Genomic DNA, 15,630 nt, shown 5'->3' with positions numbered 1-15,630 from the left:
CCGGCGATTCGCTGCACTTCGCAAGGGGCCGGGGGCAACTCCGGCCCTTTTGCTTTGGTGGTCGGATCAGGACCTTGATTGCATTCGCGCCTGTTGATCGGGGCCCGCCTGCGCGGGGATGACGGCGGAGAGTGCGCCCCCCACCCTAGCCCACGTGCCCGAAGCGCCGCCAGACCTTGAGCGGCACCGCGACGGCCACGAACACCATCATCAGCGACCATATCCACAGCCCGGCGCGGTGATGCTCGACCAGCGCCGCGGCGATCATGCAGGGCACGGCGCACACCGGGGCGATCTTGGTCGCCCACCACAGCCGGAGGCCCCGCCGATCGGCAAGGCGCGCCTCGGGCGGACGGCGCAGCAGGACGACCGTCGCCACCAGCTTCAGGCCGAGCAGCGCGATCGCCACGGTCCAGAGCAGAGTGGCAAGCGGATTCATTCCTCGGCCGCTTCCGCCTTGGCCCGCCCCTTGAAGCCCTGCGCCACCACGAACCATTCCACCGAGCCCTTGCGGCTCGACGGCGGCTTGGCGTGCTTCACCGTGGCGAAGTTGCGCTTCATCTCCGCCACCAGCGTCGAATCGGCGCCGCCGGCAAACACCTTGGCGACGAAATCGCCGCCCGGCTCGAGCACCTGGATCGCGAAATCGAGCGCAGTCTCGACCAGGCCCATGGTGCGAAGTGCATCGGTCTGCGGATGGCCGACGGTGTTGGCCGCCATGTCCGACACGATCAGATCGGGCGCGCCGCCCAACTCCTCGATCAGGCGGTCGGGGGCGGCATCGTCCATGAAGTCCATCTGCAGGATCACGGCGCCGTCGATCGGATCGACGGGCAGCAGGTCGATGCCGACAACCGGCGCCTTGGGCAGCCGGCGGCGTACCACCTGGGTCCAGCCGCCCGGCGCGATGCCGAGGTCGACCACGCGCTTCTTGCCCTTCAGGAAGCCGAACTTCTCGTCGAGCTCGATCAGCTTATAGGCCGCGCGGCTGCGATAGCCCTCGGCCTTGGCGCGCTTGACGTACGGATCGTTGAGCTGGCGCTCGAGCCAGCGCGTCGACTGGGCCGTGCGCTTTCGCGCCGTCAGCACGCGGGTATGGCCGCGTCCGCCGCCTCTGCTCATATCTTCGTTCCTGCTGGGCCGGGCTGGCCGAGCGTGCCGGCCCCGTCAACGGACAACGTCACAAGATTCTCCCGTTGATCAGGCGGCGCAATATGCCCTCGCGGATGCCGCGATCGGCGATGCCCAGCCGTTCGGCCGGCCATAGATCGAGAATCGTCTCGAGGATAGCGCAGCCGGCGACGACGAGATCGGCCCGCTCCGAGCCGATGCACGGCACCTGGCTGCGTTCGGCCATGCTCATCCCCGCGATCCGCTGGCTCACTTCGCGCATCGCGGGGGCGGGGACGATCAGCCCGTCGACCACCGACCGGTCATAGGCGGCCAGGCCCAGATGCACGCTGGCGAGCGTGGTGACCGTGCCCGACGTGCCGAGCAGCCGGCGCGTGCCGCGCGGGGTGCGCAGGCGCTTGGCGAAGGGGGCGAAGCTCTCGGCCACGCGGGCGCGCATGTTCGCATAGAGCGCGGCGCGTTCCTCGACCGTCGCGGCGACGCCCGACGCCTCGGTGAGCGAGACCACGCCCCAGCGCGCGCTGTGCCAGTCGAGGATGCGGGGCACTTCGCCGCGCGAATCGACCAGCACCAGCTCGGTCGAGCCGCCGCCGATGTCGAACACCAGTGCCGGGCCGTCGCCGGGCTCGAGCAGCGCGTGGCAGCCCAGCACGGCAAGCCGCGCCTCTTCCTCGGCGGTGATGATGTCGAGCGCGATGCCCGTTTCGCGATAGACCCGCTCGATGAACTCGGCGCCGTTCGAGGCTTGGCGGCACGCCTCGGTCGCCACCGAGCGGGCGAGGATCACATGGCGGCGCTTCAGCTTCTCGGCGCAGATCCGCAGCGCCGCGATGGTGCGCTCGATCGCCGCGTCGGAGAGCTGGCCGCTGGTGGCCAGGCCCTCGCCGAGGCGGACGATGCGCGAGAACGCGTCGACCACCGCAAAGCCCGAACCCTGTGGGCGCGCGATCAGCAGGCGGCAATTATTGGTGCCGAGGTCCAGTGCCGCATAGTGGCGCGCGTCGCCCGGCCGGCCGCGCATCGGCCGCTCCATGGGCGGCGGAGCTCTCCGGATTTTTCCGGAACCACGGCCGCGGGGCATATTGGCGGTGCCATCCCCCATCGTATCACTCGCTTATGTTCTGTTCCGTCACGGCTTTTCGCCGCCGGTGCTTGAAAGCGAGGCTAGCGGAGACCGGGGTCGGGGGCAAGGCGGGGCCCGTTGACAGCGCCGCGCGGCCGCCCTATTGCGCCCCGCCTGCCGGCCGTAATGCCGCGTGATGCCCCGTCGTCTAAAGGTAAGACCACGGACTCTGACTCCGTTAATTGAGGTTCGAATCCTCACGGGGCATCCACTTCTCCCCCCATCGGCAACCCCGCCGCCGGCACGCGCGTCGGCGCACCCGGTCCTGGTTTCCAGGAAAGGCGGGAAGGACGCGATCCGGGTTCGGACCGCGTCCTCCGCGATCAATAGAAGGCGCCGTAGATCACGTCGACCACACGGCGGGTCCGCACGTTCACCAGCAGCAGGTCCGGCCCGTAGCGCACCCAGCGATAGCCCGGAGGCGGCGCGCCCAGGCCCATATCGTACCAGCCGTCATAATAATAATTGTTCGACAGGAAGATCAGCGGCAGCAGCCCGCCGATCGACCAGCGCTGATAGCGATAGCCGCGCGGATAGCTGAAGGGCGGGCGATGGATCGGCCGGAAATTGGGCGGGCGGCCGATACCGGGGCGGTGCGGCGGGCGCGCGATCGGGGGCCGCGGCGCGGGCGGACGCGCCACCGGTGGCCGGGGAGCGGGCGGACGCGTCCCGGGGCGGCCGGGCTGCGACGGGCCGGGCCCGGGCGGCCGGACGCCCGGCTGGCCGGGATTGGGGCGGCCGGGCCCGCCGGGGCCGCCCGAGGGCGGGCGCTGACCCGGTTGGCCCGGGCGATCCGGGCGCCCCGGACGATCGGGACGATCCTGGCGATCGCCACGGTCGCCGGGGCGCTGCTGCTGCGCTTCGGCGAGCGGCGGTGCGAGGAGAATCGCCAGTGCGGCGAGGGAAGTCAGCTTCTTCATGCTTTCTCTCCGGCTTTGAGGGAGGTCGAGATCCCCGTTGGCCCGACACCGAAACGACCGAGCATCGGAAAGGCTGCACGTTCCGGCTCAGCGCCCGGCGCGGCTCCTCATCAGCGGCTGGATGCGCGTGCCGAAATTCTCGACGCCCTCCAGGAAATCGTCGAAGGTGAGCAGCACGCCGCCCGTGTTCGGCACCGCTGCCATCTCGTCGAGCATGCGCGCGACGCTCGCATAGCTGCCCACCAGCGTACCCATGTTGATGTTGACCGCCCCCTCCGGCGCGGCGAGCTGGCGGACATTGGTGGTGGGATTGTTCTTGTCGGCCGCGCCCTGGTCCATCAGCCACCGGATCGCGTCGATGTCGACGCCGTCATTATACGACTTCCACTTGGCCATGGCCGCCTCGTCGGTCTCGTCGGCGATCACCATGACGAGCACGAACACCTTCACGTCGCGCCCGGTCTTCGCAGTGGCGGCGGCGAGCCGCTCGTTGTTGAAGGCAAAGGCGGTGGGCGTGTTGACACCCTTGCCGAGGCAGAAGGCATAGTCCGCCCATCGGGCCGAGAAGGCGAGGCCCTCGTCCGACGAGCCGGCGCAGATGATCTTCATCTCGCCCTGGGGCGTGGGGCGGACGAGACAATCGTCCATCTGGTAATATTCGCCCTTCAGGTCGCTGCGGCCGGTTTCCCACAGCTCGCGCAGGATATGGGCATATTCGCCGAGCATCTGGTAGCGGTTGCGGAAATGCTCGTCGCCCGGCCACAGTCCCATCTGGCTGTATTCGGGGCGCTGCCAGCCGGTGATCAGGTTGAGCCCGAAGCGGCCACGGCTGATCGAATCGATCGTGTTGCACATGCGCGCGGCAAAGGCCGGCGGGATGACGAGCGTGGGGCAGGTGGCATAGATCTTGATCTTCTCGGTGACGGCGGCGAGGCCGGCCATCAGCGTGAAGCTCTCCAGCCCATATTCCCAGAACTCGGTCTTGCCGCCGAAGCCGCGCAGCTTGATCATCGAGAGCAGGAAATCCAGGCCGTGCTTCTCGGCCCGCAGCGCGATCTCCTTGTTGAGATCGAAGCTCGGCATGTACTGCGGCGCGTTCTCGCTGATCAGCCAGCCATTGTTGTTGATGGGAACGAAGACGCCGACTTCCATGATTCAGCTCCTGAGAAAATCGAGGACGATGCGGTTGAAACTCTCGGGATCGGTGACGTTGCAGGCATGGCCGCCCCATTTCATTTCGGCATATTGGACGGTGCCGTCGTCGCACATCGACGCGGCGAGCTTTCGGCTCGCCTCGACCGGCACCAGCATGTCGTCAGCGGTGCCGATGATCAGCAACTTGTTCCAGGTCCCGATGTCGATCCAGAGCTGCCATGCGCGCAACGCGGCAATCCGGCGTTCGATCACCTCCAGCGACGGAAAATGCGCCAGTTGATGCTCGGCTTCCACCGCCAATTCCGCGGTGTGAAGCGATATCCAGCCGGCTGGATAGAGGAACAGCGGCTGGGCTTTCAGATACGCTGCCGGCCCCACATGGCGCAGCAGGTCCAGCCGCACATCGAAACAACGCGCAGTATGTGGGTCGAGTCCATCCATCCCGTCCCACGCGTTGATCACGACCACTCGATCCACACGCGAACGCGTGAGCGCGAGGTCCAGCGCGATCAACCCGCCGAGTGCATGACCGATGATCGACGCTCGTCCGATATCGAGGGCATCCATCAACGCGAGGAGTTCCTCGCTCATGTCGGCAATCGTCAGATTTTCGGGAAGCGATCCGGGGCTCCGGCCGGTGCCACGGTGATCATATACGAGAACGCGATACCGTTCGGTCAGTGCCGGCAGATTGGGCGCCCAATAGGAAGCCGAACCGCCCAGGCCGGAGGACAGGATCAGTGGCGGCGCATCTTCCGGCCCATGCCACTCATAGTAGAGGCCCGCCGCGTCCATCAGCCGATATGCGCCACCGAGGCGATCTCGACCAGGCAATCGGGCTTTACCAGATCGGCCCGGATGCAGTAGCGCGCCGGCTTGGCCCCGGGGAAATATTCGGCATAGATCTGGTTGAAGACGGGATAGTCGGCGAAGTCCTTCAGGAAGATGTGGTTCATCGCCACGTCCTCCAGCCTTGCCCCCGCTGCCTCCAGCGTGGTCCGGATCACGTCCAGCACGTGCCGCGTCTGGCCCGCCACGTCGCCGACATGGAGCACCACGCCGCCCTCGCCCAGCGCCAGCACGCCCGAGACATAGACGGTGTTCCCGGCCTTCGCCCCGGCCGAATAGGGCGCGATCGGCGTGGGAAATTGCGGCGGATTGATCGGCTCGAACGACATAGGCTCACTCCCTGGGCAATTGGCCGAAGCTGCCGCAGAAGTCGGCGGTGGTCGAGACCCAGCCGAAGAACTTCTCGACATTGTAGACCGTCGCTTCCTGCATCATCGGCGGCCCCAGATGATGCGTGGCATCTTCGAGCATCACGCCGAAATATTCGAGATGGAAGCCGTCGCGCAGCGTGCTCTCGACGCAGACATTGGTGGCGATGCCGACGAAGACGATGTTGCGGATGCCGCGCGCCCGCAGCGTCGAATCGAGCTGCGAGTTGAAGAAGGCGCTGTAGCGCGTCTTGTGGAGGCGGATGTCGCCCGGCTTCGGGGCAAGCGCATCGACCAGCTCGTAATCCCAGCTGCCGCGCGCGAGCAGCTTGCCCTGGAGCTCGGGCCGCGCGCGCATCGTCTTCAGCGCGTTGGACTTGTGCCAGTTGGGCGAGCCCGGACCGCCGGCCTCGACATAATCGGCGTCCCAGCCATTCTGCAGATAGATCACCGGCATGCCGGCGGCCCGCGCCGTATCGAGCACCGCGGCGATCTTGCCGATCGTCCCGGCCGAGCCCGCAATGTCGAACCCCGCCTGGTCGACATAGCCGCCGGGCGAGGCATAGGCGTTCTGCATGTCGATCACGACGATCGCGGTCTCGTCGGCGCTGACCCGGATCGGCTCGGGCCGGGCGGGAAGCGTGACGATGCGCGGGCCGGAAAGGTCGCGGCCGACCGAGACTTCGCCGGTCATGACGCCTCGGCCAGCAGCGCGGCCGCCTTCGCGCCGGCCCAGTCCATGTCGCCCGAGACCCGCCAGACTTCCCTGCCAGCCGAATCATAGAGGATGGTGGTCGGCAGGTTGGCGTTCATGCCGAGGCTGAAGGCCATGTCCGGATCGGTCCAGGGCTTGAGGTTCTTGAACCCGGACTTGGTGAAATAGGGCAGGACCTGCCCGACGCTTTCCTTCCCGTCCTGGCTCAGCGTGATCACCGTCAGCGCATCGCCCCTTTGCCCGGCCAGCGCATCGAGCGTCGGCATCTCGGCGCGGCAGGGCACGCACCAGGTCGCCCAGAGGTTGAGCAGCGCCGGCTTGCCCCTGAACGCGGCGAGCGTGGTCTTCTTGCCCTCCGGGTCGAGAAAGGCGAAGTCCGGTGCCGCCTCCCCCTTGTGCGAGCGATCGACCGCGCGCGCCGGCACCGCGGCAGCGCCATTGGCCGTCGGCATAGTTTCGTTTGCTTGGCTTCCGGAGCCGGAGCGCTTATCGCACCCCGCGATCGCCAGCGTGGCCAGAAGGAGAAGTGAGATAGCCGAGCGCAAGGACAGCTCCAATGCCATGTGGGGCGGGCGCTTCGCCGAAGGCCCGTCCGCGGTGATGCGCGAGATTAACGCATCCATCCCCTTCGACAAGCGGATGTGGCGCCAGGACCTGCGCGGCAGCCAGGCGCATGTGGCGATGCTGGGCGCACAGGGCATCGTCGCGGCGGAGGACGCCGCGGCGATCCATGCCGGCCTGGGCGAAGTCGCCGCCGATTTCGAGGCCGAGGGCGTGCCCGAGGACCTGGCGCTCGAAGACATCCACATGCTCGCCGAATCGCGGCTGGCGGCGAAGATCGGCCCGGCCGCGGGGCGCCTCCACACCGCCCGCTCGCGCAACGACCAGGTGGCGACCGATTTCCGCCTCTGGGTGCGCGACGCGGTCGACCAGGCCGAGGCGGCGCTGGGCGCCCTCCAGGACGCGCTGCTCGCCCGCGCCGAGGAGCATGCCGACAGCGTGATGCCCGGCTTCACCCATCTCCAGGTCGCCCAGCCGGTGACGCTCGGCCATCACCTGATGGCCTATTTCGAGATGTTCGCGCGCGACCGCAGCCGCCTGAAGGATGCCCGCGCGCGCCTGAACCTCTGCCCGCTCGGCTCGGCGGCACTGGCCGGCACCGGCTTCAACCTCGACCGCGAGGCGACGGCGAAGGCGCTGGGCTTCGACGGGCCGACGCGCAACTCGCTCGATTCGGTATCGGACCGCGACTTCGCGATCGAATATCTCACCGCCGCCGCGCAGACCGCGCTCCACCTCAGCCGCCTGGCCGAGGAATTCGTGATCTGGGCGAGCCAGCCCTTCGGCTTCGTCTCGCTGAGCGACCAATGGTCGACCGGCAGCTCGATCATGCCGCAGAAGCGCAACCCCGACGCCGCCGAGCTGGTGCGCGGGCATTCGGGCCGGATCACCGGCGCGCTCGTGTCCCTCATGATCACGATGAAGGGCCTGCCGCTCGCCTATTCGAAGGACATGCAGGACGACAAGCCGCCGGTGTTCGAAGCGCACGACCTGCTCGGCCTGAGCATCGCGGCGATGACCGGCATGGTGGAGAGCGCGGCCTTCCGGCTCGACCGGATGCGCGCCGCCGCCGAGGCCGGCTTCTCCACCGCCACCGACCTGGCCGACTGGCTGGTGCGCGAGGGCGGCATCCCGTTCCGCGAGGCGCACCACATCACCGGGCGCGCCGTGGCGAAGGCGGAAGGCGAGGGCATACGTCTCGATCAGCTATCGATCACCCAACTCAAGGAAATCGACACGCGCATCGATGAACGCGTATATGGCGTTCTCAGCGTCGACGCTTCGGTGTCGAGCCGGACGAGCTTTGGCGGCACTTCGCCCAGGCGCGTGCGGGAAGCGATCGCGGCGGCGAGGAAGCGCCGCCAGGAGGAAGAGCGATGAAGCGACTGGTGGTGCTGACGATCGCGTGCACGGGCGGGCTCGCCCTGGCGAGCTGTGGCGCGCGGGAAGCGCTCAAACCCGTGGCGGCGGCCTCGCTCCCTCCCGCGCCCTATGGCGCGCGAGCGACGCCGTCGCCGGGCGATCTCCTCAATCCGCCGACGCAGACGCGCCCCGCGCGCAGCGACGATCTCATCCAAAGCTCGGACCAGCGGCGCAGCGACACCTTCGATCTGCCGCCGCGCTAAGCCCACAGAAAGTCTTTCAGTGTCTCATTTCGAAGTGATCGGCGGTGCGCTGCACGCCGAGAATGTTCCGCTCGCGCGCATCGCCGAGCAGGTCGGCACCCCCGTCTATGTCTATTCGACCGAGGCGTTCCGCGAAGCTGCACGCGCCTTCCGCAAGGGGCTGGAGCCGGTCGGCCGGCATCATGTCGCCTTCGCGGTGAAGGCCAACCCGAACCTCGCGGTGCTCCGCCTGCTCGCCAATGAGGGCTTCGGTGCCGACGTCGTCTCGGGCGGCGAGCTGTCGCGCGCGCTGGCCGCCGGCATCCCGGCGCATGACGTGGTGTTCTCCGGCGTCGGCAAGACGCGCAAGGAACTGCATCAGGCGCTCGATGCCGGAATCGGCCAGTTCAACCTCGAGCTGGAGGAAGAAGGCGTCGTCCTTGCCGAGATCGCGCGCTCCAGGGGGATGACCGCCCCGGCGGCCCTGCGCGTCAATCCGGACGTGGATGCCGGCACGCACGAGAAGATCTCCACCGGCAAGGCGGAGAACAAGTTCGGCCTGCCGATCGACCAGGCCCCGGCGATCTTCGACCGGCTGGCGAAGCTGGAGGGCATCAACCTGCGCGGCGTGGCGGTGCACATCGGCAGCCAGCTGCTGAGCCTCGATCCGCTCGAGGCCGCGTTCGAGCGAGTCGGTCGCCTCGTCGCCGAGCTGCGCGCCGCGGGGCATGCGATCACCCATGTCGACCTGGGCGGCGGGCTGGGCGTCGCCTACAAGCCCGGCGACGTGCCGCCGACTTCGGCCGCATTCGGCGAGATGGTCGCGCGCGTGACCCGGGACTGGGACGTCGAGCTGATGTTCGAGCCGGGCCGCCACATCTCGGCCGATGCCGGCGTGCTGCTCACCGAAGTGCTGTGGGTGAAGCCGGGCGTGACCAATCCCTGGGTGGTGGTCGACGCTGCGATGAACGACCTGGCCCGCGTCGCGCTCTACGATGCCTGGCACGGCTTCGCCTCGGTCACGCCCGATGGCGGGACGATGGTGGCGAACGTCGCCGGCCCGGTCTGCGAGAGCAGCGACGTCTTCCTCAAGAATCGCGAGATCGACCGGGTGAAGAGCGGCGACCTGGCGGTGCTGCAGAGCGCCGGCGCCTATGGCGCGACCATGGCCAGCACCTATAACAGCCGGGCACTGGTGCCCGAAGTGCTCGTCTCGGGCGATCGCTTCGAGGTGGTCGCGGGCCGGATCACGGCCGAGACGATCATGGGCGCGGAACAGATCCCGGACTGGCTGGAACCATGACGCTGACCGCCCTGCCGATCTTCGTGAAGCTGGCGGGGCGGCCGGTCATGCTGATCGGCACGGGCGAGGCGGCGGAGGCCAAGCGCAGGCTGCTGGAACGCGCCGGCGCGGCGATCGTCGACGAGGATGCCACGGCTTCGCTCGCCATCGTCGCCGCGGACGATCCCGAACCCGTCGTCGCGCGCCTCCGCGCGCGCGGCGTGCTCGTGAATGCCGTCGATCGGCCGGATCTGTGCGACTTCACCCTGCCCGCGATCGTGGAACGCGATCCGGTGCTGGTGGCGGTGGGCACGGGCGGCGTGTCGGCCGGGCTGGCGGCGGCGCTGCGCCAGAAGCTGGAGGCCGAGCTGCCCGCCGATCTGGGCGATACCGCGCGCGCGCTCCACGCGGCCCGGCCCGAATTGCGGGCGCGCTTCCCCGACATGGCCGATCGCCGCCGCGCCATCGCCGCCGCGCTGGCGGAGGGGCTTGACCGCGACGTGGTGGAACGGCTGCGCGCGCCGGCGGCGGCGCGGCTGCTGCGCTTCACCCTGCACAGCGCCGATCCGGACGATCTGACGCTCCGCCAGGCGCGCGCGCTTGCGCAGGCCGAGCGTGTGTACCACCTTCCCGCCGTGCCGACCGCCATTCTCGACCGCGCCCGCGCCGATGCCCCGCGCATCGCCCTCACGGCCCCTCCCGAAGCGCCGGGCCCCGGCCTGTCGATATGGCTGGAGATCGCCGGATGAGCGGCTTCGCCTATATCGTCCGCGACGGGAACGTCGCGCAGCCGATCCTGAAGGAAGCGCTCGGGCAGGATGCCAGCCTCAGCTGGATCCACCTCAACACCAATGACGAGCGCGCCCAGCTCTGGCTGGGCGGCGAGGCCAAGCTGGCCCAGCCGGTGATCGATGCGCTCACCGCGATGGAGACCCGTCCGCGCTGCGACCTGTTCGGCCCGGCGGCACTGGTCAACCTGCGCGGCATGTCGTCCGAGGCGCTGGGAGATTCCGATCCGCTCGCCTCGATCCGCATCTACGCGCATGGCGGCTGCGTCTTCTCGGTCTCGCGCAAGCAGCTCAACGCGATCCAGCCGGTGCGCAAGCAGGTGGAGGACGGCAGGATCCTCGATCCCGGCGACCTGATCGCCGCGATCGCCCAGGCGATCACCGAGGAGCTCGATCCCATGGTCGCCGAGCTGGGCGATTCGCTGGACGATTGCGAGGAGCATATCTCGCAGCACCGCGCCTTCGACCTGCGCCGGCTCGTCAACGAGACGCGGGTGAAGGCGATCGGGCTGCGCCGTTTCCTCTATCCGCAGCGCGCGGCGCTGGAGAAGCTCGCCGGGCTGCCGGTCGAATGGCTGGCCGATGACGACCGGCTCCACCTCGCCGCCGCCGCCGATCGCGCCGCCCGCATGGCCGAGGAGCTGGAGAGCATCCGCGAGCGCGCCGCGCTCACCCACGAGACGCTCACCGACCTGCGCGCCGAGCTGATCGACCAGCGCTCGCTGGTGATCGCGGTGGCGGCGATGGTGTTCCTGCCACTGACCTTCATCACTGGGCTCTATGGCATGAACGTCGAGGGACTGTGGTTCGCGAAGGAGCCCTGGGCGTTCGACGCGATCGCGATCCTCTGCCTGGCGACCGCCTTCGTGATCACCGCCTATTTCGTCGGGCGGCACTGGTTCGAGCGCTGAGCCGCGCTCAGGCGCGCTGGCGGCGCTCGAGCTCGACCCGGGCCATGGCGAGCTCGCCGCGCACTTCGCCCAGCTCGATCGCCCGCGCGGCGATGCGCGCGTCGAGCGCGAGGTTGGAGCGCTTCAGCTCCTCCATCCGGTCGGACCGCGACAAGGTGCGCTCGATCCGCGCGGCCAGCTCCTCGAAGGGATAGGGCGCCGCCAGATAGTCGTCGGCGCCGGCCTGCAGCGCCTCCACGGCGGCGCCCGGCTCGTCATGGCTGGTGACCATGATCACCGGCAGGTCGGCCGTGTCGCGCGTGCCGCGGATCTCGTGCAGCACATGGAGCCCGGGCACTTCCGGCATCACCCGGTCGAGCAGCACCAGATCGAAGCCGCGCGCCGAGATCAGCTCGAGCGCCTGCGATCCGCGATCGGCGAGCACGACGAGATAGCCGAGCTGGCCCAGGCGATGCGCGAGGACATGGAGATTGGTCCGGCTGTCGTCGACCGCCAGGATGGTGCGCGTGGCGCGTCGGCGATTGCCGATGCCATCCTGTGCCGAAGCCTCGTCCATGCTTCCATTCTAGGAAGCAAGCCTCACGAAAGCGTTAAATGCCGGGCAACCCTAGCCGGAACGGCGTTCCAGAAAGGTGAAGATCTGGCCCACCATCACGTCCATCGGGCCGTTGCACTTGTCCACCGCGTCGCCCGGCTCGGCGGTGTTGATCGCCAGGCCCATCGGCGTCGGCCAGCCGCGCAGCGCATGGGTGATGGTACGCAGCGCCTGCAGCGTCGAGACCGCCGCCTGCCAGCCCGCGGCAGTGGCGATGAGACCCACCGGCAGGCCGTCGAGATAGGGGCGCTCGTCCTTGCTCAGCGCCTCGACATAGTCGAGCGCGGTCTTGACCAGCCCGGAGAGCGTGCCGTGATAGCCGGGCGAGCCGACGATCACCGCATCGGCGGTGCGCAACGCCTCCAGATAGCGGCCGACCGCGTCGTTCCCCTCGACATTGCCGGGCTCGTAATGCGGGAAGGCGATCGCCTCGCCGGTGAGCAAGGTGGTGCGGGCGCCGCGCGCCGCGGCCATTTCGAGCGTTGCCGCGAGCAGCCGCCCGGTGGCGGATTCGGGCCGCAGGGTGCCGCCCAGCGCGACGATGTGAGGTGCCGACATGGCTTTCCCGCTAACCTAAAGCCGGGACGAGCGCCAGTGCGTGGACCTGAGGCGCAGGCAAAGGCTATGGATCGGCGGAATCACCTGTGGGGGACATGATGGTTGCAGCTACGCACGGGCCCCTGGCGGGCGTGCGCATCGTCGAGCTCGACATGCCCGGCGCCGTGCTGTTCGCGGGCATGCTGCTCGCCGACCTGGGCTGCGACGTGGTGCGGATCCGCCGGCCGGGAAGCGAAGCCAGCACGGTGGCGGCGAACCTCTATCGCGGCCGCTCGCAAGTCTCGCTCGACCTGAGCCAGGCGGCGGGGCGCGAACAGGCGCTGGCGCTGATCGCCCAGGCGGACGGCGTGATCGAAGGCTATCGCCCCGGCGTCGCCGAGCAGGTGGGGCTCGATCCGGCCCGCTGCCTCGCGCTCAATCCGCGCCTCGTCTATGCCCGCGCCAGCGGCTGGGGGCGCGAAGGGCCGCTCGCCGGCACGCCGGGCAACGACATCAACCATCTCGCACTCTCGGGCGCACTGCACGCCATCGGCCCCGCCGCCGCGCCGGTGCCCCCGCTCAACCTGATCGGCGAATATGCCGGCGGCTCGCTGTTCCTCGCGCTCGGCCTGGTCTCGGCCATCCTCGCCGCCCAGGCGACCGGCCGCGGCCAGGTGATCGAGGCGGCGCAGACCGACGGCGCCGCCGCGATGATGTCGCTCTATTATGCGCTCCACGCCTCGGGCCGCTGGGCCGATGCCCGGGCGGCGAACATGATCGACGGGGGCGCGCCCTATTACCGTTGCTATGCCTGTGCCGATGGGCGGCACGTGGCGGTCGGCGCGCTCGAACCGCATGCCTTTCGCGCGCTTTGCGAGGGGCTCGGCATCGCGCCGGACGGGTTCGACCAATATGACCGTGCCCGCTGGCCGGCGCTCACCGAAGCGTTCGCCGCCGCCTTCGCCTCGCGCGGGCGCGACGAATGGGCAGCGCTGTTCGAAGCGGGCGACGGCTGCGTGACGCCCGTGCTCTCGCTCACCGAGGCGCCGCTCCATCCGCACAACCGCACGCGCGGGACCTTCGCCGTGCAGGGCGGGGCGATGCAGCCGATGCCGGCGCCGCGCTTCTCCGCCACGCCGACCGAGGCGACGCCACCGGTGGACGAGGCCGTGGCCGACATCCTCGCGCGCTGGTCCTAGCGCGGCTTGCGATGCGGGATCCTGGGGCGGGGGAGGCGGGATCGGCGATCCGGTCTAGCCCGCCTTCAGGCTGCTCCAGGCGCGGGCGATCTCGTCCAGGCTGTTCGCTGCCTCGCGAAAGGGTGCCGGATCGGTGCCGGTGGCGGCCTGCAGGACCTCGCCGCGCAGCCCGTGATAGAAGGTGGCGAGCGTGCGGGCGACTTCGCCGCCGCGCTCGAAATCCAGCCCGGCTTCCAGCGCGAAGAGGATTGCGGTGGCCCGCGCCACGCGCTCGCCGCGCACCGAATAGTTGCTGCGCTCCACCGCCCAGGCCGCCGTGCGCAACGCGGCAATGCCCTCTTCGTAGAGCAGCCCGACCAGCGCATGCGGATCGCCGCCGGCGGTGCGGCCGACGATATCGATCTGGCGATAGGTATCGGCAGGGTTGGCGGCGAGCGCCGAGGCGTACCGCATCAGCTCTTCGCGTTCCAGGAATCGATCTGCTGCTTGAGGAAGGTCTGGGTCGACTTGTAGGCCGCCACCTTCGCATCCATCGCCGCGAACTGCTGCGTCATGCGGTCGCGCATCTTCTGGGTATCCGCCGCGATCTTGGTCTTCTCGTCCGCGAGATCGTCCTGCGCCTTGGCGTATTTGTCGGCACTCGCGCCCAGGCCGGTCTTGGAGTTCGTGGCGATCGCCGCGACGTCGGAAAGCGCCTTGGTGAGGCCGGCATTCTCCGTGAACATCTTCTCGACATCGCTCGGATAGGTGGTCAGCACCTTGGAGAGGCGCGCGGTATCGAGGCTGAGCGTGCCGTCGCGGTTGGTCTTCACGCCGATATCGGCGAGCGCGGACGGCGCGTTCTTGCTCGCGCCGGGGACGAGCGCGCTGAGCGTCAGCCGCTTGAGCTGCTGGAGCAGCTGCTTCGCCGCAGGATCGGACTTGAGCGGGCCGTTGATCGGATCGGTCGCCTCCTGCACCGCCTTGAACACCTGGTTGTAGGTTTCGACGAAGTTGGCCACCGCCTGGCTGATCGCGCTCGTCGGCGCGCTGGCGCCGATCATCACCTTGGTGCCGACCGAGGCGGAGACCAGATCGATCCGCGCGCCGGGAATCATCGTGGTAATGCTGTTGGTCGGATATTTCGCCTCGACACCGTCGAGCGCGACCCGGGCATCCTGCGCGGCCGCGTTGATCGTCGATCCGCCGGCACCGGGGCCGACCGCGAGCTGGGCAAGGCCGTCGGTGCCGCTCAGCGTGAAGGCCTGGGACGAGCCGGTTCCGCTCTTGAGCACAAGCCGGGCGCCGTTCGAATCGCTCAGGATCGTCGCGGTGACGCCGGCCTTCTTCGCGTTGATCGCGGCGGCGACATCCGAAAGCGTCGCGTTGGGCGAATCGATGGTGATGTCGATCGGCGTGGCCGTGCCGGCGGTGAAGCCGGTCATCGCGCCATCGGCCACCGTCGCGGTACCGAAGGTGAGGGTGAGCTTGCCCGGGCCGACGACCGAGCCGCTGCCGCCGCCGAAGGACGGCGAGCTGGAGACCTGGCCCTGGGCGAGCTGGCGCACCTCCATCGTCGCGCTCAGCCCGGTGAGATCGGCGCCCGACAGGCGTGTGATGCCGAGGATGCCGGTGTTCGAGCTGGTCGGCTGGGTGGCGAGCGAGCCCGAGCTGGTGAGCGACGCAAGCGCCGAGGCGAAGTCGCTGATGTTGCTCTTGATCGTCCCCACGGTGGAAATCTGCGTGGTGAGCGCGGTGCCCTTGTTGGTGAGCGCCTGGTTCTTGTTGGCGAAGCTGTTGTCGACGAGCGACTGGACCAGCGCGGTGATGTCGATCCCCGATCCGGTGCCCAGCGTCTTTGCGATCGATTCGACGGCCATCTCGTCCCCCTGCTCTTCCGGTAAACGGCCGCT

General features: G+C 69.0%; 19 protein-coding genes and 1 tRNA gene. 7 read left to right on the top strand and 13 right to left on the bottom strand.

Features of this window, described 5'->3' with window-relative positions:
- Positions 1 to 145: 145 nt before the first annotated feature.
- Genes FHR20_RS13865 through FHR20_RS13855 form a run of 3 tightly spaced genes read right to left on the bottom strand, consistent with a single transcriptional unit; the run spans position 146 to position 2,212 of the window.
- Positions 146 to 439: a hypothetical protein gene (locus FHR20_RS13865; protein ID WP_167300170.1), complete on the bottom strand. Its 294-nt coding sequence runs from the start codon at positions 437 to 439 to the stop codon at positions 146 to 148.
- Positions 436 to 1,122 carry an RlmE family RNA methyltransferase gene (locus tag FHR20_RS13860; protein WP_167300169.1) on the bottom strand — a complete coding sequence of 229 codons (687 nt, stop codon included), beginning with the start codon at positions 1,120 to 1,122 and terminating at the stop codon, positions 436 to 438. The genes FHR20_RS13865 and FHR20_RS13860 overlap by 4 nt, the downstream gene beginning before the upstream one ends.
- 58 nt (positions 1,123 to 1,180) lie before the next feature.
- Complete coding sequence (locus FHR20_RS13855; protein WP_425057383.1) at positions 1,181 to 2,212, bottom strand: Ppx/GppA phosphatase family protein; 1,032 nt, start codon at positions 2,210 to 2,212, stop codon at positions 1,181 to 1,183.
- 179 nt (positions 2,213 to 2,391) lie between these two features.
- On the opposite strand from FHR20_RS13855, the gene FHR20_RS13850 reads away from it, so the two are divergent.
- Positions 2,392 to 2,465 (top strand) — tRNA-Gln (locus tag FHR20_RS13850).
- A 112-nt stretch (positions 2,466 to 2,577) separates the two neighbouring features.
- On the opposite strand, the gene FHR20_RS23045 is transcribed toward FHR20_RS13850, so the two are convergent.
- The 6 genes from FHR20_RS23045 to FHR20_RS13820 all read right to left on the bottom strand — a co-directional run bounded on the left by FHR20_RS23045 (position 2,578) and on the right by FHR20_RS13820 (position 6,713).
- Positions 2,578 to 3,174, bottom strand: coding sequence for an RcnB family protein (locus FHR20_RS23045; RefSeq protein WP_167300167.1), 597 nt, complete (start codon positions 3,172 to 3,174; stop codon positions 2,578 to 2,580).
- An 87-nt stretch (positions 3,175 to 3,261) separates the two neighbouring features.
- Positions 3,262 to 4,326 (bottom strand): pyrimidine utilization protein A, encoded by a 1,065-nt coding sequence (gene rutA / locus FHR20_RS13840; RefSeq protein ID WP_167300166.1) that lies wholly within the window; start codon positions 4,324 to 4,326, stop codon positions 3,262 to 3,264.
- A 3-nt stretch (positions 4,327 to 4,329) separates the two neighbouring features.
- On the bottom strand, positions 4,330 to 5,124 hold the full coding sequence (rutD, locus tag FHR20_RS13835; RefSeq protein WP_341786445.1) for a pyrimidine utilization protein D: 795 nt from the start codon (positions 5,122 to 5,124) through the stop codon (positions 4,330 to 4,332).
- Positions 5,124 to 5,507 (bottom strand): Rid family hydrolase, encoded by a 384-nt coding sequence (locus FHR20_RS13830; RefSeq protein WP_167300165.1) that lies wholly within the window; start codon positions 5,505 to 5,507, stop codon positions 5,124 to 5,126. Before FHR20_RS13830 ends, rutD begins: the two co-directional genes overlap by 1 nt.
- Before the next feature lie 4 nt (positions 5,508 to 5,511).
- Positions 5,512 to 6,240 (bottom strand): pyrimidine utilization protein B, encoded by a 729-nt coding sequence (rutB, locus tag FHR20_RS13825; protein WP_167300164.1) that lies wholly within the window; start codon positions 6,238 to 6,240, stop codon positions 5,512 to 5,514.
- Positions 6,237 to 6,713: a TlpA family protein disulfide reductase gene (locus FHR20_RS13820; protein ID WP_341786444.1), complete on the bottom strand. Its 477-nt coding sequence runs from the start codon at positions 6,711 to 6,713 to the stop codon at positions 6,237 to 6,239. Before FHR20_RS13820 ends, rutB begins: the two co-directional genes overlap by 4 nt.
- A gap of 109 nt (positions 6,714 to 6,822) precedes the next feature.
- Here FHR20_RS13820 and argH point away from each other — a divergent pair, with 109 nt between their 5' ends.
- The 5 genes from argH to FHR20_RS13795 are packed head-to-tail and all read left to right on the top strand — an operon-like array spanning position 6,823 to position 11,407.
- Positions 6,823 to 8,202: an argininosuccinate lyase gene (gene argH / locus FHR20_RS13815; protein WP_167300162.1), complete on the top strand. Its 1,380-nt coding sequence runs from the start codon at positions 6,823 to 6,825 to the stop codon at positions 8,200 to 8,202.
- The gene (locus FHR20_RS13810) at positions 8,199 to 8,447 is read left to right on the top strand and encodes a hypothetical protein (RefSeq protein ID WP_086127664.1); all 249 of its coding nucleotides are present in this window, start codon (positions 8,199 to 8,201) and stop codon (positions 8,445 to 8,447) included. The genes argH and FHR20_RS13810 overlap by 4 nt, the downstream gene beginning before the upstream one ends.
- Before the next feature lie 19 nt (positions 8,448 to 8,466).
- On the top strand, positions 8,467 to 9,729 hold the full coding sequence (gene lysA / locus FHR20_RS13805) for a diaminopimelate decarboxylase (RefSeq protein WP_167300161.1): 1,263 nt from the start codon (positions 8,467 to 8,469) through the stop codon (positions 9,727 to 9,729).
- Positions 9,726 to 10,457, top strand: a complete 732-nt coding sequence (locus tag FHR20_RS13800; RefSeq protein ID WP_208413584.1) for a precorrin-2 dehydrogenase/sirohydrochlorin ferrochelatase family protein — start codon at positions 9,726 to 9,728, stop codon at positions 10,455 to 10,457. Before lysA ends, FHR20_RS13800 begins: the two co-directional genes overlap by 4 nt.
- A complete protein-coding gene (locus FHR20_RS13795) occupies positions 10,454 to 11,407 on the top strand; it encodes a CorA family divalent cation transporter (RefSeq protein WP_167300160.1) in 954 nt (317 codons plus the stop codon). Before FHR20_RS13800 ends, FHR20_RS13795 begins: the two co-directional genes overlap by 4 nt.
- A gap of 7 nt (positions 11,408 to 11,414) precedes the next feature.
- On the opposite strand, the gene FHR20_RS13790 is transcribed toward FHR20_RS13795, so the two are convergent.
- Both FHR20_RS13790 and FHR20_RS13785 read right to left on the bottom strand, forming a co-directional pair.
- Positions 11,415 to 11,963 (bottom strand): response regulator, encoded by a 549-nt coding sequence (locus tag FHR20_RS13790; protein WP_167300159.1) that lies wholly within the window; start codon positions 11,961 to 11,963, stop codon positions 11,415 to 11,417.
- Positions 11,964 to 12,014: 51 nt separating this feature from the next.
- Positions 12,015 to 12,560 carry an NADPH-dependent FMN reductase gene (locus FHR20_RS13785; RefSeq protein ID WP_167300158.1) on the bottom strand — a complete coding sequence of 182 codons (546 nt, stop codon included), beginning with the start codon at positions 12,558 to 12,560 and terminating at the stop codon, positions 12,015 to 12,017.
- A gap of 98 nt (positions 12,561 to 12,658) precedes the next feature.
- Here FHR20_RS13785 and FHR20_RS13780 point away from each other — a divergent pair, with 98 nt between their 5' ends.
- On the top strand, positions 12,659 to 13,738 hold the full coding sequence (locus FHR20_RS13780) for a CaiB/BaiF CoA transferase family protein (protein WP_167300157.1): 1,080 nt from the start codon (positions 12,659 to 12,661) through the stop codon (positions 13,736 to 13,738).
- Positions 13,739 to 13,792: 54 nt separating this feature from the next.
- Here FHR20_RS13780 and FHR20_RS13775 read toward each other — a convergent pair whose 3' ends face one another.
- Entirely contained in the window at positions 13,793 to 14,191 is a 399-nt protein-coding gene (locus tag FHR20_RS13775; protein WP_167300156.1) for a flagellar export chaperone FliS, read from the bottom strand.
- Positions 14,191 to 15,597 (bottom strand): flagellar filament capping protein FliD, encoded by a 1,407-nt coding sequence (fliD, locus tag FHR20_RS13770; protein ID WP_167300155.1) that lies wholly within the window; start codon positions 15,595 to 15,597, stop codon positions 14,191 to 14,193. Before fliD ends, FHR20_RS13775 begins: the two co-directional genes overlap by 1 nt.
- Positions 15,598 to 15,630: the final 33 nt, after the last annotated feature.

Origin of the sequence: Sphingomonas leidyi (assembly GCF_011761945.1) — a bacterium.
GTDB lineage: Bacteria > Pseudomonadota > Alphaproteobacteria > Sphingomonadales > Sphingomonadaceae > Sphingomonas > Sphingomonas leidyi.
This window is presented reverse-complemented; position numbering and strand designations above follow the sequence as displayed.

Coding starts and splice junctions, on each gene's coding strand:
- FHR20_RS13865 (WP_167300170.1), bottom strand. CDS start 439: ATGAATCCGCTTGCCACTCTGCTCTGGACCGTGGCGATCGCGCTGCTC.
- FHR20_RS13860 (WP_167300169.1), bottom strand. CDS start 1,122: ATGAGCAGAGGCGGCGGACGCGGCCATACCCGCGTGCTGACGGCGCGA.
- FHR20_RS13855 (WP_425057383.1), bottom strand. CDS start 2,212: ATGCCCCGCGGCCGTGGTTCCGGAAAAATCCGGAGAGCTCCGCCGCCC.
- FHR20_RS23045 (WP_167300167.1), bottom strand. CDS start 3,174: ATGAAGAAGCTGACTTCCCTCGCCGCACTGGCGATTCTCCTCGCACCG.
- rutA (WP_167300166.1), bottom strand. CDS start 4,326: ATGGAAGTCGGCGTCTTCGTTCCCATCAACAACAATGGCTGGCTGATC.
- rutD (WP_341786445.1), bottom strand. CDS start 5,124: ATGGACGCGGCGGGCCTCTACTATGAGTGGCATGGGCCGGAAGATGCG.
- FHR20_RS13830 (WP_167300165.1), bottom strand. CDS start 5,507: ATGTCGTTCGAGCCGATCAATCCGCCGCAATTTCCCACGCCGATCGCG.
- rutB (WP_167300164.1), bottom strand. CDS start 6,240: ATGACCGGCGAAGTCTCGGTCGGCCGCGACCTTTCCGGCCCGCGCATC.
- FHR20_RS13820 (WP_341786444.1), bottom strand. CDS start 6,713: ATGCCGACGGCCAATGGCGCTGCCGCGGTGCCGGCGCGCGCGGTCGAT.
- argH (WP_167300162.1), top strand. CDS start 6,823: ATGTGGGGCGGGCGCTTCGCCGAAGGCCCGTCCGCGGTGATGCGCGAG.
- FHR20_RS13810 (WP_086127664.1), top strand. CDS start 8,199: ATGAAGCGACTGGTGGTGCTGACGATCGCGTGCACGGGCGGGCTCGCC.
- FHR20_RS13800 (WP_208413584.1), top strand. CDS start 9,726: ATGACGCTGACCGCCCTGCCGATCTTCGTGAAGCTGGCGGGGCGGCCG.
- FHR20_RS13795 (WP_167300160.1), top strand. CDS start 10,454: ATGAGCGGCTTCGCCTATATCGTCCGCGACGGGAACGTCGCGCAGCCG.
- FHR20_RS13790 (WP_167300159.1), bottom strand. CDS start 11,963: ATGGACGAGGCTTCGGCACAGGATGGCATCGGCAATCGCCGACGCGCC.
- FHR20_RS13785 (WP_167300158.1), bottom strand. CDS start 12,560: ATGTCGGCACCTCACATCGTCGCGCTGGGCGGCACCCTGCGGCCCGAA.
- FHR20_RS13780 (WP_167300157.1), top strand. CDS start 12,659: ATGGTTGCAGCTACGCACGGGCCCCTGGCGGGCGTGCGCATCGTCGAG.
- FHR20_RS13775 (WP_167300156.1), bottom strand. CDS start 14,191: ATGCGGTACGCCTCGGCGCTCGCCGCCAACCCTGCCGATACCTATCGC.
- fliD (WP_167300155.1), bottom strand. CDS start 15,597: ATGGCCGTCGAATCGATCGCAAAGACGCTGGGCACCGGATCGGGGATC.